Annotated in this window: 23 protein-coding genes and 1 pseudogene; 7 read left to right on the top strand and 17 right to left on the bottom strand. The window is 71.8% G+C overall.

All coding sequences use genetic code 11. The features are described from left to right. Positions 1-391 precede the first annotated feature (391 nt). Together ACZ5NW_RS33985 and groL are read left to right on the top strand one after the other, a co-directional pair. A complete protein-coding gene (locus ACZ5NW_RS33985) occupies positions 392-595 on the top strand; it encodes a cold-shock protein (RefSeq protein ID WP_004986573.1) in 204 nt (67 codons plus the stop codon). A 306-nt stretch (positions 596-901) separates the two neighbouring features. Beyond that, positions 902-2,524, top strand: a complete 1,623-nt coding sequence (groL, locus tag ACZ5NW_RS33980) for a chaperonin GroEL (RefSeq protein ID WP_398863975.1) — start codon at positions 902-904, stop codon at positions 2,522-2,524. Between the two features lie 103 nt (positions 2,525-2,627). Here the strand turns inward: groL and ACZ5NW_RS33975 are convergent, their stop codons facing one another. Next, on the bottom strand, positions 2,628-3,089 hold the full coding sequence (locus ACZ5NW_RS33975; RefSeq protein ID WP_468747867.1) for a hypothetical protein: 462 nt from the start codon (positions 3,087-3,089) through the stop codon (positions 2,628-2,630). Between the two features lie 198 nt (positions 3,090-3,287). Here ACZ5NW_RS33975 and ACZ5NW_RS33970 point away from each other — a divergent pair, with 198 nt between their 5' ends. Together ACZ5NW_RS33970 and ACZ5NW_RS33965 are read left to right on the top strand one after the other, a co-directional pair. Then, positions 3,288-4,421 (top strand): NADH:flavin oxidoreductase, encoded by a 1,134-nt coding sequence (locus ACZ5NW_RS33970; protein WP_468747866.1) that lies wholly within the window; start codon positions 3,288-3,290, stop codon positions 4,419-4,421. A 28-nt stretch (positions 4,422-4,449) separates the two neighbouring features. Further along, a complete protein-coding gene (locus tag ACZ5NW_RS33965) occupies positions 4,450-5,304 on the top strand; it encodes a metallophosphoesterase family protein (RefSeq protein WP_468747865.1) in 855 nt (284 codons plus the stop codon). A gap of 19 nt (positions 5,305-5,323) precedes the next feature. Here ACZ5NW_RS33965 and ACZ5NW_RS33960 read toward each other — a convergent pair whose 3' ends face one another. The 11 genes and pseudogenes from ACZ5NW_RS33960 to ACZ5NW_RS33910 all read right to left on the bottom strand — a co-directional run bounded on the left by ACZ5NW_RS33960 (position 5,324) and on the right by ACZ5NW_RS33910 (position 12,247). Beyond that, positions 5,324-5,899, bottom strand: coding sequence for a hypothetical protein (locus ACZ5NW_RS33960; RefSeq protein ID WP_468747864.1), 576 nt, complete (start codon positions 5,897-5,899; stop codon positions 5,324-5,326). Positions 5,900-5,946: 47 nt separating this feature from the next. Continuing rightward, positions 5,947-6,051 (bottom strand): annotated as a pseudogene (locus ACZ5NW_RS33955) (type II toxin-antitoxin system RelE family toxin); the annotation flags it as partial. A 142-nt stretch (positions 6,052-6,193) separates the two neighbouring features. Continuing rightward, positions 6,194-6,511 carry a type II toxin-antitoxin system Phd/YefM family antitoxin gene (locus tag ACZ5NW_RS33950; protein ID WP_468747863.1) on the bottom strand — a complete coding sequence of 106 codons (318 nt, stop codon included), beginning with the start codon at positions 6,509-6,511 and terminating at the stop codon, positions 6,194-6,196. Next, on the bottom strand, positions 6,508-7,389 hold the full coding sequence (locus ACZ5NW_RS33945) for a hypothetical protein (RefSeq protein WP_468747862.1): 882 nt from the start codon (positions 7,387-7,389) through the stop codon (positions 6,508-6,510). The genes ACZ5NW_RS33950 and ACZ5NW_RS33945 overlap by 4 nt, the downstream gene beginning before the upstream one ends. Positions 7,390-7,608: 219 nt before the next feature. Next, entirely contained in the window at positions 7,609-7,842 is a 234-nt protein-coding gene (locus ACZ5NW_RS33940; RefSeq protein WP_468747861.1) for a DUF397 domain-containing protein, read from the bottom strand. A 78-nt stretch (positions 7,843-7,920) separates the two neighbouring features. Beyond that, complete coding sequence (locus tag ACZ5NW_RS33935; protein ID WP_468747860.1) at positions 7,921-8,226, bottom strand: hypothetical protein; 306 nt, start codon at positions 8,224-8,226, stop codon at positions 7,921-7,923. Beyond that, positions 8,198-8,794 carry an RNA polymerase sigma factor gene (locus ACZ5NW_RS33930; RefSeq protein WP_468747859.1) on the bottom strand — a complete coding sequence of 199 codons (597 nt, stop codon included), beginning with the start codon at positions 8,792-8,794 and terminating at the stop codon, positions 8,198-8,200. The genes ACZ5NW_RS33935 and ACZ5NW_RS33930 overlap by 29 nt, the downstream gene beginning before the upstream one ends. Beyond that, positions 8,787-8,879, bottom strand: coding sequence for an LPXTG cell wall anchor domain-containing protein (locus ACZ5NW_RS33925; protein WP_468747858.1), 93 nt, complete (start codon positions 8,877-8,879; stop codon positions 8,787-8,789). The genes ACZ5NW_RS33930 and ACZ5NW_RS33925 overlap by 8 nt, the downstream gene beginning before the upstream one ends. After that, positions 8,876-10,312 carry a PTS transporter subunit EIIC gene (locus ACZ5NW_RS33920; protein ID WP_468747857.1) on the bottom strand — a complete coding sequence of 479 codons (1,437 nt, stop codon included), beginning with the start codon at positions 10,310-10,312 and terminating at the stop codon, positions 8,876-8,878. Before ACZ5NW_RS33920 ends, ACZ5NW_RS33925 begins: the two co-directional genes overlap by 4 nt. A gap of 16 nt (positions 10,313-10,328) precedes the next feature. After that, entirely contained in the window at positions 10,329-11,270 is a 942-nt protein-coding gene (gene murQ / locus ACZ5NW_RS33915; RefSeq protein ID WP_468747856.1) for an N-acetylmuramic acid 6-phosphate etherase, read from the bottom strand. Between the two features lie 53 nt (positions 11,271-11,323). Next, positions 11,324-12,247 (bottom strand): MurR/RpiR family transcriptional regulator, encoded by a 924-nt coding sequence (locus ACZ5NW_RS33910; protein WP_468747855.1) that lies wholly within the window; start codon positions 12,245-12,247, stop codon positions 11,324-11,326. A 55-nt stretch (positions 12,248-12,302) separates the two neighbouring features. On the opposite strand from ACZ5NW_RS33910, the gene ACZ5NW_RS33905 reads away from it, so the two are divergent. Both ACZ5NW_RS33905 and ACZ5NW_RS33900 read left to right on the top strand, forming a co-directional pair. Then, on the top strand, positions 12,303-12,704 hold the full coding sequence (locus ACZ5NW_RS33905; RefSeq protein ID WP_468747854.1) for a hypothetical protein: 402 nt from the start codon (positions 12,303-12,305) through the stop codon (positions 12,702-12,704). After that, positions 12,701-12,982, top strand: coding sequence for a DUF4031 domain-containing protein (locus tag ACZ5NW_RS33900; RefSeq protein WP_468747853.1), 282 nt, complete (start codon positions 12,701-12,703; stop codon positions 12,980-12,982). Before ACZ5NW_RS33905 ends, ACZ5NW_RS33900 begins: the two co-directional genes overlap by 4 nt. Before the next feature lie 19 nt (positions 12,983-13,001). Here the strand turns inward: ACZ5NW_RS33900 and ACZ5NW_RS33895 are convergent, their stop codons facing one another. The 4 genes from ACZ5NW_RS33895 to ACZ5NW_RS33880 all read right to left on the bottom strand — a co-directional run bounded on the left by ACZ5NW_RS33895 (position 13,002) and on the right by ACZ5NW_RS33880 (position 19,736). Next, positions 13,002-17,489 (bottom strand): HD domain-containing protein, encoded by a 4,488-nt coding sequence (locus ACZ5NW_RS33895; RefSeq protein ID WP_468747852.1) that lies wholly within the window; start codon positions 17,487-17,489, stop codon positions 13,002-13,004. A gap of 13 nt (positions 17,490-17,502) precedes the next feature. Beyond that, positions 17,503-17,844, bottom strand: coding sequence for a Pepco domain-containing protein (locus ACZ5NW_RS33890; protein WP_468747851.1), 342 nt, complete (start codon positions 17,842-17,844; stop codon positions 17,503-17,505). Positions 17,845-17,922: 78 nt separating this feature from the next. Beyond that, positions 17,923-19,029, bottom strand: a complete 1,107-nt coding sequence (locus tag ACZ5NW_RS33885; protein ID WP_468747850.1) for a GNAT family N-acetyltransferase — start codon at positions 19,027-19,029, stop codon at positions 17,923-17,925. Positions 19,030-19,055: 26 nt separating this feature from the next. Continuing rightward, the gene (locus ACZ5NW_RS33880; protein WP_468747849.1) at positions 19,056-19,736 is read right to left on the bottom strand and encodes an HD domain-containing protein; all 681 of its coding nucleotides are present in this window, start codon (positions 19,734-19,736) and stop codon (positions 19,056-19,058) included. A 123-nt stretch (positions 19,737-19,859) separates the two neighbouring features. Here ACZ5NW_RS33880 and ACZ5NW_RS33875 point away from each other — a divergent pair, with 123 nt between their 5' ends. Continuing rightward, a complete protein-coding gene (locus ACZ5NW_RS33875; protein WP_468747848.1) occupies positions 19,860-20,552 on the top strand; it encodes a copper homeostasis protein CutC in 693 nt (230 codons plus the stop codon). Positions 20,553-20,659: 107 nt separating this feature from the next. Here ACZ5NW_RS33875 and ACZ5NW_RS33870 read toward each other — a convergent pair whose 3' ends face one another. Beyond that, positions 20,660-22,705, bottom strand: coding sequence for a HelD family protein (locus ACZ5NW_RS33870; RefSeq protein WP_468747847.1), 2,046 nt, complete (start codon positions 22,703-22,705; stop codon positions 20,660-20,662). Positions 22,706-22,987 lie beyond the last annotated feature (282 nt).

Raw genomic sequence — 22,987 nt, 5'->3', positions numbered from 1 at the left:
TGCCCCCTCCGTGAGAGAAGCGGAGGGGGCAATTCTGTGTGATTGAGCGCGGTACAGTTGGGGAACGCGCTCCCGGCCCCCCGGTTGGAAGCCCTTGATTTCTGCCTTACACCCGACAAGAAGTAGCCAAACTGTGCGCTTCTTTCGCGGCTTTTGTTCCCTTTGTGGGGCCCGACTTGACCCGAAGTCAGGGCAATTGTCCCCACATTCCGGGCCTGTCGTGCCCAGAATTCTCGTCCGATTGACCTGTTGCAGACGGCAGTTGGACAGATACATTCAGCCGCGGTCGACGCGTTCCGGCGCACGCCCCCAACCAAGACTGGGGGGTGAGGTCTGACCCGGATCCGCGAAGTGTGGATCTGTGCAAGGGCCAGTAATAGGGGAGTTAGGCATGGCTCAGGGCACCGTCAAGTGGTTCAACGCGGAGAAGGGGTACGGCTTCATCGCGGTCGACGGTGGTGCGGACGTCTTCGTCCACTACAGCGCGATTCAGATGGACGGCTACCGCACCCTGGAAGAGGGCCAGCGGGTCGAGTTCGAGATCTCGCAGGGCCAGAAGGGCCCGCAGGCCGACATGGTTCGCGTCACCGCCTGAACATTCATTTCCGCGAAGGGCCCGCACCCGTCATGGGTGCGGGCCCTTCGCGCTGCCCGGAGCCGGCCGGGGAGCCGCCGACACGTGGGCCGCAGGGGGTCCCTCTGCGAGAGGCGCTTGCACTCGGCAGGGGCGAGTGCTAATCATTGGCGTTAGCACTCTGAAGGTGAGAGTGACAAAGAAGGACCGGGTCGGTGAGGCCCGCAGGCCGGGTGGGGCAAGGAACCACGAGGCAGGCAGGCCGTCCGTCGCGGGCGCGGGCGCGGTCCGAAGGAATCACCCCCAGTCCTGGAGGGACCACTTCACATGGCCAAGATCATCGCGTTCGACGAGGAGGCGCGGCGCGGCCTCGAGCGCGGCATGAACCAGCTCGCGGACGCCGTGAAGGTGACGCTCGGCCCCAAGGGCCGCAACGTCGTCCTCGAGAAGAAGTGGGGCGCCCCCACGATCACCAACGACGGTGTGTCCATCGCCAAGGAGATCGAGCTCGAGGACCCGTACGAGAAGATCGGCGCCGAGCTGGTCAAGGAAGTCGCCAAGAAGACGGACGACGTCGCCGGCGACGGTACGACCACCGCCACCGTCCTCGCCCAGGCGCTGGTCCGCGAGGGCCTTCGCAACGTGGCCGCCGGTGCCAACCCGATGGCTCTGAAGCGCGGTATCGAGAAGGCCGTCGAGGCCGTCTCCGCCGCCCTCCTGGAGCAGGCGAAGGATGTCGAGACCAAGGAGCAGATCGCTTCCACGGCCTCCATCTCCGCCGCCGACACCCAGATCGGCGAGCTCATCGCCGAGGCCATGGACAAGGTCGGCAAGGAAGGCGTCATCACCGTCGAGGAGTCGCAGACCTTCGGTCTGGAGCTTGAGCTCACCGAGGGCATGCGCTTCGACAAGGGCTACATCTCCGCCTACTTCGCGACCGACATGGAGCGTATGGAGGCCGTCCTCGACGACCCGTACATCCTGATCGCGAACTCGAAGATCGCGAACGTGAAGGACCTGCTCCCGCTCCTGGAGAAGGTCATGCAGTCGGGCAAGCCGCTGCTGATCATCGCCGAGGACGTCGAGGGCGAGGCCCTGTCGACCCTGGTCGTCAACAAGATCCGCGGCACCTTCAAGTCCGTCGCCGTCAAGGCCCCGGGCTTCGGCGACCGCCGCAAGGCGATGCTGAACGACATCGCCATCCTCACCGGCGGCGAGGTCATCTCCGAGGAGGTCGGTCTCAAGCTCGAGAACACGACCCTCGACCTGCTGGGCAAGGCCCGCAAGGTCGTCATCACCAAGGACGAGACCACCATCGTCGACGGCGCCGGCTCCTCCGAGCAGGTCGCGGGCCGCGTGAACCAGATCCGCGCCGAGATCGAGAACAGCGACTCGGACTACGACCGCGAGAAGCTCCAGGAGCGCCTGGCGAAGCTCGCGGGCGGCGTGGCCGTCATCAAGGCCGGTGCCGCCACCGAGGTGGAGCTCAAGGAGCGCAAGCACCGCATCGAGGACGCCGTGCGCAACGCCAAGGCGGCCGTCGAGGAGGGCATCGTCGCCGGTGGTGGCGTGGCCCTGCTGCAGGCCTCCCAGGTCTTCGAGAAGCTGGAGCTGGAGGGCGACGAGGCCACCGGTGCCGCCGCCGTCAAGCTGGCCCTCGAGGCCCCGCTGAAGCAGATCGCCGTCAACGCCGGCCTCGAGGGCGGCGTCGTGGTGGAGAAGGTCCGCAACCTGACCCCGGGTCACGGCCTCAACGCCGCGACCGGCGAGTACGTCGACCTGGTCGCCGAGGGCATCATCGACCCGGCGAAGGTGACGCGCTCCGCGCTGCAGAACGCGGCCTCCATCGCCGCGCTCTTCCTCACCACCGAGGCCGTCATCGCCGACAAGCCGGAGAAGGCCGCGGCCCCGGCCGGCGGCGGCATGCCGGGCGGTGACATGGACTTCTGATCGACCTCTGGTTCGATCAACCGTCCTACGGACCGAGGGCGGCACCCACAGCCACGGCTGGGGGTGCCGCCCTCGGGCGTTTTTCGGCTTGAGCTTCCGGGGCTCACTCGGGGCACGCGCCGTCCGTGACGTCCACGTCCAGCATCGCCTTGTCGCCGTGGGGGACAGAGGTGATGTGCAGGCAGAGCGCCGCGTCCGTGCCTGAGCCCGTCACCGTGTACGTCGAGTCGGTCGTGCGGGTCACCGTCGGGCCGTACGAAGGGCCCACGCCCGCCTTCTCGAAGGCGTCGTCGATGTACATGTCGTAGCCGAGCCACTCGTCGACGACCACCGGTTCCGCCTCCAGCCTCGCCGCCGCCTTCCGCGTCGCCTCCCGCAACTCGCCCTCGCTCCACCTCGACTCCTGCCGCAGAAAGATCAGCGCGCCGATCACGAAGGCGAGGGAGAGGAAGATCAGAGCCAGGCCCAGGGGGTTGTTCGGGTTGTAGTAGTACCGGCCCCGCTTTCTGGTGAAGACCGGCTCGTCGTCCCTGCCCTCGCTGCCTCCGCCGCCCCCGCTCGTCATGGGCGTCATCCTGTGCCACCGCGCCACGGGGCGCCAGAGACTTTCCCCCTGTGTCCGCCGCCTCGCCGGATGGGGGACGTGGTCCGTGTCACACCGGCTGGGGGCGGCGGGGCGGAATGGGGGAGGGGCGGGCTCCGTTCTCGTAGGCGTGGTGCATGCGTATGCACATACCGTCCAGTCGCTCACAGAGGAGCCCCCGTGACCCTCACCTCCCCCGAGTCCGCCGCTTCCCGCGCGGCCGAGATTCTCGCCCGGCCCGTGTCCATCAACGGCCTGACCCTTCCGAACCGCATCGTGATGGCGCCCATGACCCGGATGTTCTCGCCGGGCGGCGTGCCCGGTGAGGACGTGCGGTCGTACTACAGCCGTCGCGCCGCCGCCGGTGTCGGTCTGATCGTGACGGAGGGGACGTACGTCGGGCACGACTCGGCGGGGCAGAGCGACCGGGTGCCGCGGTTCCACGGGGAGGAGCAGCTCGCCGGGTGGGCGAAGGTCGCCGACGCCGTGCACGCGGCCGGCGGGAAGATCGTGCCGCAGCTGTGGCACATCGGGATGGTCCGCAAGGAAGGGGAGCCGCCGTTCGCCGACGCTCCCGCCGTCGGCCCCTCCGGGATCCGGCTCGACGGGACCGAGGGCGCCGGTCGGGCCATGACCCAGCGCGACCTCGACGACGTCATCGGGGCCTTCGCCGAGGCCGCTGCCGCCGCCGAGCGGATCGGCTTCGACGGGGTCGAGCTGCACGGCGCCCACGGCTACCTCATCGACCAGTTCCTGTGGGCCGGCACGAACCGCCGTACCGACGCCTACGGCGGTGACATCGCCGCCCGCACCAACTTCGCCGCCGAGATCGTCGCCGCCGTGCGCGAGACCGTCTCCGCCGACTTCCCCGTGATCTTCCGCTACTCGCAGTGGAAGTCCGAGAACTACGACGCCCGGCTCGCCGAGACCCCCGAGGAGCTGGACGCCGTCCTCGCCCCGCTCGCCGCGGCCGGTGTCGACGCCTTCCACGCCTCCACCCGCCGCTACTGGCTCCCCGAGTTCGAGGGCTCGGACCTCAACCTCGCCGGCTGGACGAAGAAGCTGACCGGCAAGCCGGCCATCACCGTCGGCTCGGTCGGCCTCGACGGCGACTTCATCCGCGCCTTCGCGGGCGAGGGCGCGCCGATCGGCAGCCTCGACAATCTCCTCGACCGCCTGGAGCGCGACGAGTTCGACCTCGTGGCGGTCGGGCGCGCGCTGCTCCAGGACCCCGAGTGGGCGGCGAAGGTGCTGGCCGGCCGCTTCGAGGACCTGGCGCCCTACGACGCGGCGGCCCTGAGGACCCTCAGCTGATCGCCAACGCCCGTGTATGGTCCGGGAGATGAGGATCCTTCATCTCTCGGACACGCACCTCGACCGCACCGACGCCCCCAACGCGCGGGGCGTCAACGCCACCGAGTCCCTGCGGCTGATGCTCGCCGAGCTGCGGCATCTGCGGGGGGTCGACGCCGTGATGGTGACCGGTGACCTCGCCGACGACGGGGCCGTGGAGGCGTACACGACCCTGCGGGAGCTGGTCGGCGGCTTCGCGCGCTCGCTCGGCGCGCCCGTCTTCTACACCACCGGCAACCACGACGAACGGTCCGCCTTCACCAAGGTGCTGGGCAACGGGCACGCCGAGGCGGAGCTCGCCCTGCCCGGTGAGGAGCGGGCCGCCGTGAGCACCGTCGGCGGGTGGCGCCTGGTCACCCTGGACTCGCTGGTGCCGGGGAAGGTGTACGGGCGGCTGGGCGAGGGGCAACTCGCCTGGCTGCGGGAGGTGTTGAGCACGCCCGCCGAGCGGGGGACCGTCCTCGCCTTCCATCATCCGCCCATCGCCCTGGACCTCTCGGCGACCCAGCGGCACTTCGGGCTGCGCGACGCCGGGGAACTGGCCGACGCGATCCGGGGAAGTGATGTGAAGGCGGTGCTCACCGGGCACTACCACCTTCAGCTCTCCGGCTTCCTGGAGTCGGTGCCGGTGTGGGTGACGCCCGGCGTCGTCAATCGCATCGACCTCACGACCGCGCCGGGGACCGAGCGGGCCGTGCGCGGGGCGTCCGCCTCCCTGGTGGAGCTGGGCGGGCCGGGCGGTCCGCTGTTCCACACCTTCCACGCCCGGGATCCGCGCGCCCACGAGACGGTGTACGAGATCGACGAGGAGCGGACGCGGGCGTTCATCGCCCGCGAGAGCTGAGCGCAGGGGGTGTGCGCCGTCAGAGATTGCCGAGCGGCTCGATGTCGACCTTGACCGGGTTGCCCCAGACGCGCAGCACCTCGTAGTCCGTGAACTCGTGGACCAGCCGGTACGCCATCGCCGGGCGGGAGCCGCGGCGCAGGGCGGCCAGATACAGCTCGGCCTCCCGGCGGTCGCGGCGCGGGGTGCCGCACAGCTGCCACTCCTGGCCGTTCCACAGCTCCGGCAGCCAGCGCTGCTGGGGCTGCGGGCGGTCGCCGCGGACGCCGTAGCGGGAGGGGGCGGTCTCGATGTGCTCGGCGGGGCGGGGGCGGCCGTAGGCGCCGTCGAACTCGGAGCGGCGTGCGGTGCGCCGCCGGGTCTCGCACAGCAGGCACAGGTCGGGGGCGCTCTCGTCGACGGGGCCGTTCGGATGCTCGGCGCACCGCGTGGTGGCGGGCGTACCGACGCTCTCGTCCAGGAGCTCCAGGGCCCGCCGCAGATCGGCCTTGACCTCGTGCAGCCGGGCATCGGGCGTATCGGCGGTCAGCGCCTCACCGTGCTCCCCGAGCAGACGGAGGGCACGACCGAGGGCGGTGAGCTGGGCGTGGTTCACGACTACCAGCGTCGCATACGGGGGTGACAACGCCGTCGGGTCGGCCTTCAGGTACTGCGGCCGACCTTCAGTACGTAGACCGTGACGGTATCGCCGTCCGGCCGATAGAGCGCTCGCCAAGTGCCGACGTGCAGTCGGTAGTACCCGGATGTGCCAGCGCCCGAGCGCCCTCCGGACGAGGGTTTTCAGCAAGCGCTCGTACTGCTGCGGCGGTCGCCTTGGCGCCGACGGGATCAATCGCCCGGAGCCGTCGGAAGTCGTTCATGGCGTGGTGTTCCCACACCACCGCATGGATCACGAGGCGACCTCTCGGCGGTCCTCTTCCTCCAGCTGCGTCATGAACTCGTCGTGCGCCATCGAGGGGCCGGACGGAGCCGCCTCACGCGCACGCGCTTCCGCGATATCCGCTTCGTCCCGAAGCCTCTGCAGCTCCTCAAGCTCGCTTATGGGGATGAGCGCGGCCGCGGGCTTGCCGTACTCGGTGATCAGGATGTGCTCCTGACCGTGCCGGACCCGGCCGACAAGCTGACCGAGCTGGTTCCGGGCCTCCACGAGCGGATACGTCTCCATGGCAAAAGTGTACACATCTGCGGGTGCGTACAGTCTGCTCATGCGGGTGTCCCTTCTCGCCGTTGGTTCATCGCGCCACGGATCTCGGCCACCCGGGAGCGGACCTCTGGAGGGGACAGGGGCGTGTTGTGGCTGATGGGGGCGCGTGCGCCTCGGCATGCGCCGCAGATGCCGCCCGGCAGTGCCTCCGGGCGGCCCGGGGCGCGGCACTTCGCGCACTCCAGGATGCGGAGGGGCGGGCGAGCGGGAGGCCGGGCCGGTTCGGGCGGGAGTTTGTCGGTGAGGCGTCTGCGGAGCAGGGCGGCCGGGTGGTGCACGGGGGAGGGCAGGCCGCTGGTCAGGGCCTGCACTACGTGCTCGTCCGTGGCCCCCCGCGCGAACCACTCCGTGAGCAGCGGGGCGAGCTCCGCGCAGTCGGCCTGGGAGAGCGACAGCGCGGGGGCCGTACGGCCGAGGGCGGCGAGGAGGATGTGGGCGCGGGTGCGGGTGAGGACCGGGCGGTCGGGCGGCTGCTCCGGTGCCGGTACGTCGCCTCGCGTGAACGCCGCCCACCAGTCATCCCCGCGCGCGGTGCGGGACCACCACGATCGGGTGATCCAGTGCTGGGTGCCCGAGCCGGCGAGATGTTCCCGGCCCCTCCTCAAGTGCCCTGCCTGCTGGATCCTGTTGAGGGCCGTGCGCAGGGCGCACTGTCCGTACGGCAGCTGCTTGGCCAGCGTCTTCACCGAGATGTCGGCGCCGTCGGGGAGGCGGTCGATGTACGCGGCGATGGCGGCTTCGCGGGGTGAGAGGTGGGCGAAGTCGTGGTTCGTGCGGGGGTGTTGGTCCGGTGCCGAGCGCTTTCCGTACCCCGGATTGGCCATGGGGTGCGGGGAGGCGTGCGCGGGCAGGACGGTAGCACTAAGGTTGGCTTCAGCCATGGGATCGGGCCTTCGATCTCGTTGGTTAAGCCCCCGCAGGTGTTGGTAGCGCCTGGCGGGGGCTGTTTCGTTCGCTATTCGGGCACGCTAGACGATCGTGACTATGCGTGGCAAGCCGAACGCGTCGAGTCAACTCGCCGGGTGGGAGGGTGGGTTGAGGGCCTCCACCCGTTCCTTGAAAAGAGGGCTCGGGGTTCGGTGCCCGAGGCTCAGATGGGCTCAGACGCCGAGATTCTTGAGGTCTTCGACGAACGCGGACCAGGCCTCCGGCCGGAACACGAGCTTCGGGCCGGAGGGGGTCTTGGAGTCCCGGACGGCGTAATCCTGCGCCAACGCCTCAATCAAGGCTAGGGACTTCTCCTGCGAGAGGGCTGAGGCCACGAGCAGATCGAACACGAACCTCAGTTGGGCGACGGTGGCCGGGTCGTCCTCCAGCCGAATGCGCACCTGCACCGCACGGCAACACCTGCACGATGTGCGGAGGGTGAACAGGGCGGGGAGACTGCCCTGTTGAGGGCGAAGCTCGCGGGGTCACCGGAGGTGGTCAGGCCGCCCTGTTGGTTGCCGGTCCGGCACGGTCAGTGTGCAGCGGCCGTCCCCGCAGGTGCGCTGGAGGCGGCCACGCGAGATGGTCTGGATCAGGCCGATGGTCCAGCACATCGGGCAGCCGCGCAGGGCCAGTAGGCCGACCGGCAGGAGCAGCAGGCTGACCGGGCCGGCGGTCGGGAGGAGCGCGACCGAGCCGATCAGGGCGCCGAAGCCGATCAGGCCCCGGACCAGGTGGCGGGGGAGGGACGTACTCGCGAAGTCAGGGCCTTCGGTTTTGGTCGTCGTCATGACGGTCTCCAGGCGTCGGTACGGGCGTGGCGTGGAGCGACTGCTGAACCGCCGTGCGGGCGCGGTGCAGACGTGACTTCATCGCGGCGGTGCTCAGGCCGAGCGCCTCGGCGGTCGTGCGTCCGCTGTGGCCCTGGACGTCCCGCATGATCAGCACGTGGCGCTGCTCGGCCGGCAGGGCGGCGATGGCGGCCGCCACCCTGCTCGCCTCGACGCGTTCCAGGGCCACCTCCTCGGCCGAGGGCGCGGCTGCGTCCGGCGGGGCCGCGTCCGGCAGCGGCGTGGGGGCCGCCCGTAGCGTCCGTGCGCGCCGTAGGCACTCGTTGCGGACGATGCGGAACATCCAGGACGCCAGGGCCCCGGACGCCCGTAGCGTCCCGATCTTGCGATAGAGGGTGATCAGGGCTTCCTGGGCCGCGTCCTCGGCGTCTTCGGGCGTGGCGCAGAGCGAGCGCGCGAACCGCCGCACGTTCGGGTGCGAAGCAGAGACCAGCGCCGCGATCGCGTCGACGTCGCCGCGCCGGGCGGCGGCGATCAGCGGTTCACCGGGCCAGGACGCGTCAGCCACGGGCCTGCTTCCGCTTGCGCGTGACGACGTAGGCGCAGGTGCAGAGCAGTACGGCTCCGGCGGCGATGGCGATGACTGTGATCACGAAGAGCTCCTCGTCCCGTCCCGGCGTTCGTCGGGACATGTATAGGAGGCGGGGACTCGTCGAAAGGATTCGGGGATGCCGAGGACGTATGTCACGGCGAAGCCGACGCCGTACCCCGTCAGGAGGCCGCCCGCGTAGATCGCCGCCGTGACGGCGAGGCCGCGGTTGCCCGCGAGCAGGGGGAAGAGGGCCCAGCCCGAGGGGCCGATGGCCGTCGCGCCCACCCGGTCTCCGAGCATCGCGAAGAATCCGACGAAGGCCCCGCCGGCCGCCCCTCCCGCGCAGGCGGTCAGGAACGGGCGGCCGAGCGGCAGGGACACGCCGTAGATCAGCGGTTCGCCCACGCCCAGCAGTCCCGCCGGGAGCGCCGATCTGATCGTCGTCCGCAGGGCGGTGTCGTGGCGCAGCCGGACGTACACAGCGCAGGCCGCCCCGACCTGGCCCGCACCCGCCATCGCCAGGAGGGGCAGCAGATTCGTGGAGCCCTGCTGCTCGATGAGGGTCGCGTGGATCGGGATCAGCGCCTGGTGCAGGCCCAGCATGACCAGCGGCAGGAACAGGCCGCCGAGGACCAGTCCCGCGAAGGCGCCGGTGGTGTCCAGCAGCCAGTTCGCGGCGGTCCCGATGGCGGAGGAGACGACACCGGCCGCGTACATGAGGCCGTACAGCGTGGCCAGTCCGGCGACCAGGACGGTGACGGTCGGCGTCACCAGCACGTCCAGCGCCTCCGGCACCCGCCCCCGGCACGCCTTCTCGACGTACGTCGCGAGCAGCGCCGCGGCCAGCGCCCCGAGCACCCCGCCCTGCCCGGGCGCCAGCGTCACCCCGAACGCCGTCACCTTCGCGACCCCCGGGTATACGACGACGGCGGCGACGGCACCGCCCAGCACCGGCGTCCCGCCGAACTCCCGGGCCGTGTTGACGCCGACGAACACACAGATCAGCGCCATGAAGGCGGCGGCCACGGCGGTGAGCGCGGGGGTCAGCCCGGGCAGCCAACCGGCGTTGACCAGCAGCCCGTTGATCCCGGCGAGGATGCCGCAGCCGACGAGGGCGGGGATGAGGGGGACGAAGACGGAGGCGACGCGGCGGAGGGCGGTCTTGAGGGGGGTGGTGTTGTTTTGCGCAACGGCCCTTTTCCGGTGCGGTCCGGTGCGGTCCCGCTCCGGTCGAGCCTCGGCGGTGAGCAGTTCCTCGAACGCGGTCGTCACCCGGTCCACCACCCCCGGCCCGACCACCACCTGGTACGACCCCCCGTCCACGACCACCCCCAGCACCCCCGGCACGGCCCGTACCGCCTCCTCGTCGACGAGGGACGGGTCGGTCAGGCCGAGGCGTAGGCGGGTCATGCAGTGGGCGACGGAGGTGACGTTGGCGGGGCCGCCCACCAGGGGGAGGAGGGCGGCGGCCGTGGTGCGGGGGTCGGTGCGCATGTGCCGAGCGTGCGGCTCAGCGGCGGGCGGCGGCCAGCGCGGCACGCAGATGGCCGCCGGACTCCTCCAGAAGGCGGGCGGCGGCGGGCCCGTCCACGTCGGCGAGCAGGGCGAGGATGGCGTTCTTCACCTCCCCGTCGGTGGCGGTGAGTGCGGCCTCGATCTCGGCGTCGTCGGCGCCGGTCGCGAGGGCGACGATACGGCGGGAGCGGGCGCGCAGCTTGTCGTTGGAGGCGCGGACGTCGACCATCAGGTTCCCGTAGGTCTTGCCCAGCCGGATCATCGTGATCGTCGACAGCATGTTGAGCACGAGTTTCTGCGCGGTGCCGGCCTTCAGCCGGGTGGACCCGGTGATCAGCTCGGGCCCGACGACGACCTCGATGCCGTACTCGGCGGCCGCGCCGAGCGCGCTGCCCGGGTTGCAGGCGAGCCCGACGGTCAGCGCGCCGAGGGCACGGGCGTGCTCGACGGCACCGACGGCGTACGGGGTGCGGCCGGAGGCGGAGACGCCGACGACGGTGTCGGCCGGGGTGAGAGCGAGCGAGTCGAGGTCCTTGACGGCGAACTCCCGTGAGTCCTCGGCGCCTTCGACGGACGTGACCATGGCGTCGGGACCGCCGGCGATGAGCCCGACGACCTGACCCGGGGCGGTGTTGAAGGTGGGCGGGCACTCGGAGGCGTCGAGCACCCCGAGCCGCCCGGCGGTCCCGGCCCCGGCATAGACCAACCGCCCGCCGCGGGCCATGCGTGCGCTGATCGCGTCGATCGCGGCGGCGATCCGCGGCAGCTGCGCGGCGACGGCGGAGGCCACACCGGCGTCCTCGCCGTTCATGAGGCGCGCGATGTCGAGGGTGGGCAGCCGGTCGATGTCGGCGAGGTCGGGACGGAAGGCCTCGGTGGGCAGGGAGGAGAGCTGGGAGAGAAGGTCGTGGTGGGGGTGGGGGGTGGCAGAGGTCATGGGGAAGCGGCTCTTTCGGTACTTCTCGATCAGGGGGCGACAACCCCTACGGTCTACCGGTGCCGATGCGCCAACGCCTCGTACGACGCGGCCAACGCGGGTGCCGCCGACTCATAGGTCCGCTGCGCCACCCCGACGAAGAGACAGTCCACCACCAGCAGCTGACTGGTCCGTGAGGACATCGCCGCGGGCCGCAGTTCGCTCTCCCGCGCCGTGGACGTGGTCAGCACATGGTCGGCGTACTGCGTCACCGCGCTGTCCGGCCGCCCGGTGATGGCGACGGTCGTCGCGCCCCGCTCGAAAGCGACCCGCAGCGGCTCGATCACATCCCCCGTGGACCCCGAGTGCGTGATGGCGATCGCCACATCCCCGGAACGGAGTTGCACCGCGTTCGTCACGGCGAGATGCGGATCGCTGTGGGCGTGGGCTATCAGCCCTATGCGCAACAGCTTCTGTGTGAGGTCCTGCGCGACGAGCCCGGAAGCCCCGATGCCGTACACATCGGTGCGCCGCGCCCCGGCGACCGCCGCGACGGCGGCCCCCAACTGCACGGTGTCCAGCCCCGCCGCCGTATCGGCCAGCGTCTGCTGCTCGTCGTAGGCGAGCTTGGCGACGACGTCGGCGAGCGGGTCGTCGACGGCGATGTCGGTGGTGATGGCGGGCGCCCGCCCCGACTGCTGCTGGGCCGCGAGCCCCGCGAGGGCGAGCCGTAGATCGCGGTACCCCGGATACCCGAGCAGCCGCGCGGTGCGCACCACGGTCGCCTCGCTGGTCCCGGTCAGCTCGGCGAGGCCCGTGACGGTGAGGGCCGCGCAGCCGGCGGGATCGCTCGCGACCGCCTCGGCGACGCGCTGCATGGAGCGGGTCATGGAGGGCGCGAGCGTACGGACCTTGGCGGTGAGGGCGGCGGGCGGTGGGCCGACGGACGGGGCCGCGACCCGCGACGGGGCGAAAGTTTCCTTCACATTCTGGGTCACCTTTGAAAGATATTTTCGTTTCGGGGAGCGGGTCAAGAGTGCGCACAATGGGACCATGGACCCCGTAAGCCCGCTGGAACAGGCGCTGCATGCCGCACGCGCGCTCGTGCTCGCCGATCTCGTCGCGGGCCAGGTGGCCGAGGCGGACGTCGTCTCCCTCGTCGAGGAGTCCGTCGTACAGCGCCGCTGGTGGGTGGAGCAGTGGCCGGAGGGCGCGGAGTACGTGGCGGGGCTGGTCGCCCAGGACGTCCAGGACGCGCTGCTGGAGCGGTACGGCCGCTGGCCGCTGTGCCCGGTGTGCGGCTCCGGCGACCCGCACGCCCTCGACGTCGAACCGGAACTGGGCCCCGACCCGCACTGGGTGTGCGGCAAGGCGGGCGTCCGGGTGGCGGCGGTCGGCCGGCTCGGCGAGGCCACGGGCGGCGGGGCCATCGGCGGCGGGGCGGCCTCCTCATGACCCTGTACATCGATCCCCCGATCTGGCCCGGCCACGGCCGCCTGTGGTCCCACCTCGTCAGCGACCTCTCCTTCGACGAACTCCACGCGTTCGCCCACGGGTTGGGCGTCCCGAGGCGGGCCTTCGAGCGGGACCACTACGACATCCCCTCGCACCGGTACGACGACGTGGTCGCGGCCGGCGCGGTCGAGGTCGGCTCGAAGGAACTGGTCCGCAGGCTCACCCGGGCAGGGTTGCGGCGGCCGAAGGGACGTCCGGCGCCGGCGGGCTCCGCCTGAGCGCACCGCCGCGCGTCGCTCAGGTGTGCAGCCACCAGTACTCCGCCGCGTGCCGCAGGCCGAGGCGGGTCGCCGTTCGGGCGACCTCGCGGAAGGGGCGGCGCAGGACGAGGGCGGCGTGGGCGATCTCCGCGAGTGCGGCCCGGTGGTTCCCGATGGGGACCGCGTGGAGGGAAGCGGGGGACTGGATGACGCGGATGAGCAGTTGGTCGTGGGCGGCGTCCTCCGCGGGGGCCTCCATGCCCTTGCGTCGGCGCTCGGCGCCGGGCACCTCGGAGTTGTTGAGCAGGGCGGCGGCCCGCACCTGACGCGGGGACGAGAGACCGAGCCGGCTGTCCAGGTCCGTGGCGCGGTTCACCGTGTTCCGGAGCCGGGCGATGGTGCGGACCTCGGTGTAAGGCCTTTGCTGGCAGCCGAAGTCGACCACGTTCTGGGTGGCGGTACCGGCCCGGAACGTCTGGAAGTCCGCGACCGTGACCATGTTCTCCTTCACGGTGAGGGGCCACCCCACGCTCAGTCGGGCGGTGAGTTCGTGGCTGCTCGTGAAGTCCGCCAGGAAGCCCACGGTCGGCAGTGTGAAACCGAGTTCGGTCAGCGCCTCCGAGACGGTCCGCAGGCCCAGCTGGGTGAGCGCGGCGGTGAACAGGAGCTGGCCTCGGGTGACCCAGCGGGCCTGCGTGGCCGTGTTCGGCAGGGCGTGCGGGTGACACAGCAGCGCCCGCACGATCGCGCGGTTGGCGCGCGTGTACCCGTCCCGGTCGGCGAGCTGGTCGCACGGCCAGGTGGGCACGGAGAACCCGAGTTCCCTGAGCCGCTTGGCCGCTTCGATCGGCCGGTCCAGTGCGGCGAGATGGGCGAGCGGCACCACGGTGTCGGGGAGGAGGAACTCGTAGGCCGAGGTGGGGTGTCGTTCGCCCGCGGCCACGAATCCGCCGAGCACCAGCAGCGGGAGGTCCTCGACCGTCGCCGCGATCAGGGAGCCCAGGTCGGGGACGGCGTAGCCGATGGCGCGCAACCGGGTGGCGACGTGATCGGGGGCGAGCCCCCTGCGCAGGGCGATGTCCAGGATCTGCGCGGCGGACACCGACGATTCCCCCACGTGCCATCGCGGGACGCTCTCCATCAGCTGGACGGCGCTCAGGTGCTGCGACGGCGGCTCGTTCCGGCGGTGCCCGCGCACGTACGTCTCCTTGGCGCCCTGGAGGGCTCTTCGCCAGGACCCGGTGCTGGGCCGGGCGAGCAGGGCCAGATCCGAGGGGAGCGCCGGAGGGAGCGAGTCCGCCGGCAGTTCGGGGTGCAGGGCGCGCAGCCGCCAGCCGAGAACGGCTTCCGGCATGCCGAGCACCAGCAGGGCCGCGGCGGCGTCATGGTCGCCCTCGGCCCAGGGGAAGACGCCGGTCACGGCGGGCAGGAGCAGAAGGTCCAGGGGGAAGAATCCCGTTCTGCCGACGTCGAACTCCCAGTCGTAGCTCTGCCAGACGCCTCCCTTCTCCGTGGCGCGGTCCGCGATCTCCTCGGCCAGCTCCGGGTCGTCGGCGGTCAGGGCGTCGAGCCAGGCCGGGCCCAGGATCCCGGGGGTGGCGAACAGGTCGTCGACGGCCTCCCTGCACCGGTCGTGAACGAGCCGCCGGTCGTGGTGGACGAGCGTCTTGCGATCGACGGACAGGGACGCCTCGTCGCCGCCGTGGAGGTCCACCACCCGGCCGAACAGGGCGGTGTCGTTGCCGATGCCGTCCACCAGGACCGCGCCGGGGCCGTCCGTCCACCACATGCCGCCGCGCCGGTGGGCCGTCACGGTCGAGGGACGGTCGTGGCCGGACCGGTGCAGGCGCTCCCGCTTGGCGTACTCGATCTCCCAGGACCAGACGTAGGGCATGGACTGCGTCGCCGGCCACGACGTCGGCTCGCCGAGCCGCCTCGCGTGCGGGACGCCTCTGCCGCTGTCCGGCTCCCTGAGCGTCAGCCGGCCCGGCTGCCACCGCCGCGTTCCCCGTCTTCTCGGCGCGGACACCGGCGCGGACACCTCGTACGGCGACACCCACAGGTGCTTCTCCAGTTCCTCCCCGGACGACGGCACCTTCGTGCCCGGCATTCCGTAGAGGCGGACCGTCGTTCCCGATTCCCTGCCCGGGCCCAGGTCCTCGACCCGGAACAGGTTGCCGGGCCCGGCGATCGTCACCTTCAGCAGGGGTCCGGGACGCCCCTGCCGGTCCAACCGGCAGGTCCACACGGTGAGTTCGTCGGCGATCATGAAGTAGCTGAGGACGCCCAGACCGAACCGGCTCACCGGGACCAGCTCCACCGGCGGGTCCAGCGAGGCCCACAGCGCCCCCTCCTCACGGAACTCCGGCAGGTCCACGAAGCGGGCGCCGCCCTGGGAGAAGGAGCGGCTCAGCTCGGTCACGCCCATGCCGATGCCGTTGTCGGAGCACTGGAGGTACGGGCGGCCGGTCTGACCGTCGGTGCCCTCGGTGAAGGTGACATGGCCCACCCAGGGGCGCACCTGTGCGCCGGTGCGGCGCAGATAGGTCGTGCGGGCCGTCCGGTAGCGGAGCGCGTCGAGGGCGTTCTGGTACAGCTCGCGGATGGCCAGGGCCCGGTCGCCGTAGAGCTGTTCGCCCATGAGGAGTTCCTGGACCCGGTCGTCGGCGAGCCGGAATCTGATGCCGCTGGCGAGCTCCTTCGGGGCCGCGCCGCTGGGACGCACCTGCTGCGCGTCGGCGTAGGCGGGCAGCGTGACGAGGGGCGCCAGGATGCTGTTCTCCTTCGCGGCCACCCGGTTGACGTCCCTCAGGAGCACGTCCACCGATGTGGCGTGCCGCTTGAGGGCGAGCTCGATCGCCGGGTGGCCGCACAGGGCGCTGAGCGAGCGGCCGGCGCCCGCCGGCAGCCATTGCGAGGACGTGCGCAGTGTGGCCCGCAGGTCCTCCAGGGAGACGCTGTCGGAGATGCCCAGGTGTTCGACGAGGACCTCGGGCAGATCCGCCGGGTCGATGGCGAGGGCGTGCGCGGCCTTCAGCAGGGTGGAGACGAGCCGTTCGCGCACCCGGTGCTCATGGTGGGTGCCCGGAGCCACGTCGCGTACGTCGCGCAGTGCGGTGGTGCGGGCGGTGCCGGGTACGGCGGACGGGGCGACGCGGTGTTCCTTGAGGTAGGGCAGCAGCCCGGTGGGCGACAGCTCCTCGCCGATCCAGTCGGGCGTGCCGTCCGGGAGCGTCGGGCCGTCGCCGAGGAAGTCGGGGGTGAAGGCGTCCGGCTGCTGGACGAGCCAGCGGTGGAAACCCCACCAGCGGATGTCCTGGAGCGCCTGTGGCGGGCGCCGCTCCAGGATGCGCAGCCGGCGGCCGAGCCGCGGGAACGTCCGCAGGAACTCGTCGAGTTCGGGCAGGGGCAGCGGTCGGTGTGCCGCCTGCCGCACCCAGTGGGCCTGCGACGCGAAGGGCAGCACGCTGAGCAGGGCGGCCTCGGTGGGGGACAGCACCGTGCCGTCGGCCGTGCGGGAGACCAGGAAGCCGAGGCGTTCCGTGACCCGTTCGGCCAGCGCGCGGTCGTACCAGGGGTCGTCCGCGATCACCGGTTCGGCGTCGGCGCAGGCGCGGGCGTAGTGACCGGCGAGCAGCGCGCACACGCTCCTGAGCCTTTTCACGACGTCCTCGTGCGCCGGGGCGGTGTGCTGCCAGGCCGGATGGGTCTCGGCCTTCTCGGCCCAGACCCGTTCGTCGCCGCGCAGATGCGCGGTCGTCTCGGTGGGCGGAAAGAGCACGAAGGCCGCCTCGTCCGCCTCGCTGAGCACGATCACGTTCTGCGGCAGGCCGTCCTTGCCGTACGCCCGGTGCAGTGCCGCTACGCGCCTCTGGGCGGCCTTCGCGAACTCGTGCAGCGTGCTCACCGGGCCCGCGAGCAGGTCGCTGACCGTGCGGGAGAAGATGCTGAAGCTCTCCCCGGGCCGGGTGCCGACGTCGTGCCCGTCCCGGACGGACTCCGTCTTCTGCACATAGCGCGCCACCTCGGCCTGCGAGCAGGCGTAGACGTAGGCGACCTTGCGCCGCAGCGCGGCGGCGATCTTGCGCTTGGTCCAGCGTTCGGCGGCCATCCGGTCGCTCACGCCCTCGCGGCAGGCGTCGATGAGGAAGACCACCTGGGCCGCGGAGCTGTTCTCCAGCTCGTCGCGCCAGTCGATCTCGACGCACCCGCTGGTGAACGGGGTCAGCGCCGGGTGGATGTCCTCGGGCACCAGGTAGTCCTTGCCCCGGGAGTGCACCCCGTGGCCGCTGAGCACGATCAGCAGCCGGTCATCGGCGGCCGCCGCGGCCAGGAACCCCGCCACCTCGCCGTTGATCACATTGCGGGTGACCGAGCGGCCTTCGACCCTGCGGACGTCGTGGAAGCCGCGGGTCGTGAGCTCCGTGGCCATCCGGTCCAGGTCGTCGGGGATGAACGGGAGCGGGCTGATGCCCGGCACGTCGTACTTCGCGGCCCCGATGAGCAGGGCCTTGTAACGGGCCACCCCTGCGCCGGGTTCAGGACCGCTTGAAGACCAGCGTCAGGCCACGGCTGCCCTGCATCTGGCCGCTGCCGATGAGCTGTACGCCGCCGCTCGCCGTCACCTGGAAGTTCAGCTGCGCCTCGGCGAGGGAGAGGGTGCTGTCGCGGGCGGCCGCGTCGGCGAACAGCTGCTGGAGCGCGTCGATCGTCGCCGTGAGGTTCTTGCGCAGCGGGCCGAGCGGGACCGAGCGCAGGACCGGCTCGCCGCTCGGCCGGCCGAAGATGCTCATCGAGTCGGCCCCGGTGCCGTCCTCGTCCTCGACGACGGTGACCCAGAACGGCAGGCTCGGCTCGCCGAGTTCCGCGCTCTCGCCCATGGTGGTGTCCCCTCCCCCTGACAACGCTGGGAAAACCCTAGGGCGCCGCGGACACCGATGAGGAGCGATCCCGCCGATTCACTTCCGAAGGACGTACAACCGCAGCCGGGACTGTTCCTCCGTCTGCCGGTGGTGGGCCGTGGGGTCCTCCTCCAGCGGGACGGGGAGGAAGCCCGTCCGGGTCACCACGGCCTGGGACGGGAAGTTGTCGTGGTCGATCACCGCGCACAGGGTGCGGACCGTGGGGCGGGACAGGGCCCACTCGGTGAGCGCGCCCAGGGCCTCGGTGGCGTAGCCGTGGCCGCGTGCGGGTTCGACCAGGTCGTAGCCGACCTCGGCGCGGCCCTCCTCGTCGGGGGTGCCGTGGAAGCCCATGCTGCCGATCGCGCGGTCGTCCTCACGTCGTACGACGACGAAGACCCCGAACTCCGGTCGGTAGACGCCCGTTTCGTACGCCTTCACCACCAGGCCGGCCGCGTCCCGGGAGCCCTGGAGCGGCGTGCCGCCCAGCCAGTCGTAGCCGCCGTCGCCGCCGTCGCGCAGATCGGTGGCGGCCGCCGGGGTGAGGGCCTCCAGGGTGACGCGGGGGGCGGGCAGCACGGGGGCGTGGTGCCACTGCCAGGCGGTGACCGGGGGCCGGCCGGGCAGCTCGCCCCGGCCGGTGGCCCACAGCAGGGTCGGCCAGGGGTCGGCGTCGGGGCGGATGTGCGGGAGGAGCCGGGTCAGGGTGAACTCGGCCAGTTCGGCCGGGGGCCGGTAGGGGAGTCCGAGGCCCTGCGCGATGTCGTGCGTGTGCGTCAGGACCTCGCCCACGGCCAGGGCGGCGAAGCCCTCGCGGTTGGCGGTGCCGTGGGGGCAGGGGTGGAAGGCGCGGATGTGACGCGGGGTGGTGCGGACGGCGGCGGCGAGCAGGGTGCCGGCCGTCTCGACGACGTCGATCAGTCCCTGCCGGCCGGCGCCGGCGTCGGGCCGGATCGCGAACGGCACGTGCGGGGTGCGGCCGCGTCCCGCGAGACGGCTCGCGTAGATGAGGAGCGCCTCCGCGATGTGGGCCGCCGTCTCGCGGCAACTCCACTCCAGCCGCCCCGCGTTCACCGCGTCCCAGTCCCGGTCCAGCGCTTCCCGCAACAGCCCGGCGCCGCTCGCGACGGCCGCCTCCACCTGATCTCCGCCCCATGTCCGCATGGGGGCAGCGTAAGCGGGGCGGACGGTCAGTTCGACAGCATTTCCAGCTCGGCGGTGATGTTGTAGCGGGCGGTCGCCTCCCAGTGCTCGCGGCCGTACGGGGTGGTGAACAGGCGGGGCAGGGCGAGGAGTTGGCGCAGGATCTCGGCGCGGCCCTCGCGGAAGGCGGGGTTCGGGACGAAGTGGTACTCCTCGCGGACGTGCGCGGTGTAGTCGGCGTACGCCGACGGCGGCGCGGCGAGGATCGCGAGGTCGGCGTCGCACAGGACCTGGCCGTCGCGGTCGTCGTCGGCGGGGTCGTGGCCGACGGTGAGACGGACGAGGCGGGCCACCTCGGCGGTCTTCGCGGCGGGGAGGCCGGCCTCGGTCAGGGCACGCTCGGCGAGACGGGCGGAGCGCTCCTCGTTCTCGGACCGGTCGGGCAGATAGACGGCGTCGTGGAACCAGGCCGCGAGCCGTACGACGTCGGGGTCGTCGGCGTACTCCCGCAGCAGGTCGACGTGGTCGAGGACGGCGGTGAGGTGGGCGAGCGTGTGGTAGCGCCGCTGCGGCTCCCGCCACCGCCGGATCAGGTCGTCGGCGTACGGGACGGCGTCGGGGTCGGTGACGGGGGAGCGGGCGGCGTCGAGGGCGCGGACGAAACGAGCACGAAGGGCAGCCTGCGGATCGGCGTCGGCGCCGGCATCGGCGGCGGGGGTGTCGGCCATGGGGCCATTGTGGCGCCGGGGGGCCGGTCTTCGCGGGTTGCCTGGGGCCGGTCCTCGCCGGTGCCGTGGGGCGGGGCGTTACTCTGGCATTGGACTAGACCTGTCGGCCATGGAAGGGGTCCTATGAGCACGCGTGCAGTCCTGGAGGTGATCGCCCTCGACGTCGAGGACGCGCTCGCCGCACAGGCGGGAGGCGCGGACCGGCTGGAGCTGGTCACCGACATGGCCGCCGACGGCCTGACCCCGTCCGTGGCGACCTTCGCGCGGATCCGCGCGGCCGTCGACATCGACCTGCGGGTGATGCTGCGGCTCGCCGACGGGTTCGCCGCGGGCGACGTGGAACGGCTCGTACGTGTGGCCCGGGAACTGCGCGGCGCGGGGGCGGACCAGTTCGTGCTCGGGTTCCTGGACGCCGAGGGCGGGGTCGACCTGGGCACGGTGGAGCGGCTGGCCGGGGAGCTGGACGGCTGCCGCTGGACCTTCCACCGGGCGATCGACCACGCCGCGGACCGGAACGCGCTGCGCAAACAGCTGGACGGACTGCCGGGGCTGGACACCTACCTCACCGCGGGTGCGGCGACGGGCGTCGACGAGGGCCTGCCGACCCTGCTGGCCGAGGCGGCGCGGAGGGGGGAGCAGGGCTACGAACAGCAGATCCTGGTGGGCGGCGGCCTGACGCTGCCCCACGTGCCGAAGCTGCTCGCCGCGGGAATCGACGCGTTCCACATCGGCGGCGCGGCGAGGCCGGGCGGCTGGCAGGGCCCGGTATCGGTGACGGCGGTGGAGGAGTGGCGGGGGGTACTGGACGGGGGGTGAGGCGTGCCGGCCTGAAAGGGGCGCGGGGCTGTATCGATATGCGGCTCCGCCGCGTGGGCGCGACCAGCCACCCACAACCCGCACCCCGCAGACGACAAAGCCACCCCTCAACCCAACTGCACCGGCAACGGCGCCCCATGCGTCACGATCAACCCCGACACCGCCCGAGTCAGCGCCACATACAGCCGCCGCAACCCCGTCCGCTCATCGGGCTCCCCGTCCACCACGGCCCGCGGCTCGTCCAGGACCACGTAGTCGTACTCCAGCCCCTTCGCCAGCGACGCAGGAACCAGCGTCAGCCGGGTCTCCGCCGTCGTCTCCTCACCCGGTTCCAGATACGCCAGCCCCGCCGCCGTCAACGCCCGCGCCAGCTCCGGGATCCTCGCGTCCGCCGCGATCAGCCCGACGGACCCCTCCCGGCCCAGCAACTCCTCGCAGCCCGCGATCACTTCCGCGTCCCCGGAGACCTCCCGCAGATCGAAGAAACCGGGGTTCTCCCGCACCGACGCCACCGGCGTCAGCCCCGGCGCGATGTGCGGCAGCAGCCGGGAGGCGTACGTGATGACGTCCGTAGGGACACGGAAACCGGCCGTCAACTCCTCCACCACCGCGTCCTGTTTGCCGAGGTGCGCCAGCGCCTCCGCCCAACTCCGCGTGGCCCACGGCGTCGTACCCTGCGCCAGGTCACCGAGCACCGTCGCCGACCCGGTCGTACAGCGGCGCCCCACCGCCCGGTACTGCATCGGCGACAGATCCTGCGCCTCGTCCAGCACCACATGCCCCAGCGACGGCGTGCGCTCGACCAGGTCGGCCGCCTCGTCGATCAGCACCGCGTCCGCCGCCGACCACCGCGCCGACTTCACCGAGCGCACGGCCTTCGCCCACAGGATCGTCTTCTGCTCCTCCTCGCTCAGCACACCCTCCGCGTGCTCGGCGAGGAACTCCGGCTCCGTCAGCAGCCGCAGCACCAGCTTCGCCGGGTCGACCGGCGGCCACACCGCCTTCACCGCCGCCTTCACCGCGCTGTTGCGGGCGACCGCGTCCTGCACGCGGTCGTCGGGCGCCTCGCCCGACCGTTCCATCTGCACCAGCACCGCGTGCGCGATCCGCTGCGGCAGGGCCTCGCGGGCGGCGCCGTAGCGCATGTCCCGGCCGAGCAACTCCCGTACGATCTCTTCGAGTTCATACGCCGGCACCCGCCACCGCCGGGATCCGCGCACCACGACCACCGGCTCGGTCGGCAGGGTCACGTGCGCGTACAGGGCCCGGCGCAGCACCTCCGCCATCCGCGCGTCGCCCTTGACCACCGCGGCCGCCGCCTCGTCCTCGCCGCGCACCTCCACGTGCGCGACCAGGTCGTCCACCGTCGCCTGGCGCACGGCCAGCTCGCCGAGCGCGGGCAGCACCTGCTCGATGTAGTGCAGGAAGGACCGGTTCGGCCCGATGACCAGCGTGCCGGTGCGGGCCAGCCGCTCCCGGTGGGCGTACAGCAGATACGCCACCCGGTGCAGACCGACCGCCGTCTTCCCGGTCCCGGGGCCACCCTGCACGCACACGGTGCCGCCGAGCCCGCTGCGGACGATCTCGTCCTGCTCGGGCTGGATCGTCGCCACGATGTCCCGCATCGGACCGACGCGCGGCCGCTCGATCTCCTGCTGGAGCAGCCTGCTGGTGCGGGCCGCCTCCGCCGGGTCCGACAGATGCTCGTCCTCGTACGCCGTGAGGTCGCCGCCGGTGTAGCCGAAGCGGCGGCGCAGCGCGACGTCCATCGGGTCCTTCTTCGAGGCCCGGTAGAACGGCTGGGACACCGGCGCACGCCAGTCGATCACCATCGGGTCGCCGTCGCCGTCGTGCACATGGCGGCGCCCGATGTAGAAGCGCTCCCCCTCCGCGCCCTCCGCCTGATCGGCGCCGGGGGCGTGCAGGTAGTCGAGACGGCCGAAGAACAGCGGGGTGTCACTGAGGTCGGCGAGCGCCTTGATGCGCTCCTCGATCTGCCGCTCCAGGATCTGGGCGTTGACCCAGTTCGCGGTGACATCGCTGATGTCGAGCGCCTCGACGTCCTCGCGCATGGCGCGCAGGGCGGCACGGGAGGCGGCGAGGTGGGACCGCTCACGGGAGAGGGGATCGTCGGCGGGCAGGGGCGTGGACAAGGGGGATGCCTCCGGAGGGTTCTGCGGTACGCGGTGGTTCGATCTCGCGTCTGATCTCGCGTTCGGTCTCGCGACCTCGGAAGCCGACCGGTTTCCGACCGGGCGACGGGCCTCCGTCCGGGAGGCGGGCAAGAGCGGAGATTCTAGGCGCGGCCACCGACCGAAGGCCAACGCATTTACGGCCCCTCCCCTAGATGAATGAGTCCGATGTTTGTGCTGGCCGCGACCATGGCGAAGGGCGCCCGTTGGCTCGTGTGTGACTACCAGCCTGGACGCCCTTCT

The organism is Streptomyces sp. NPDC032126, from assembly GCF_055580085.1.
This window is presented reverse-complemented; position numbering and strand designations above follow the sequence as displayed.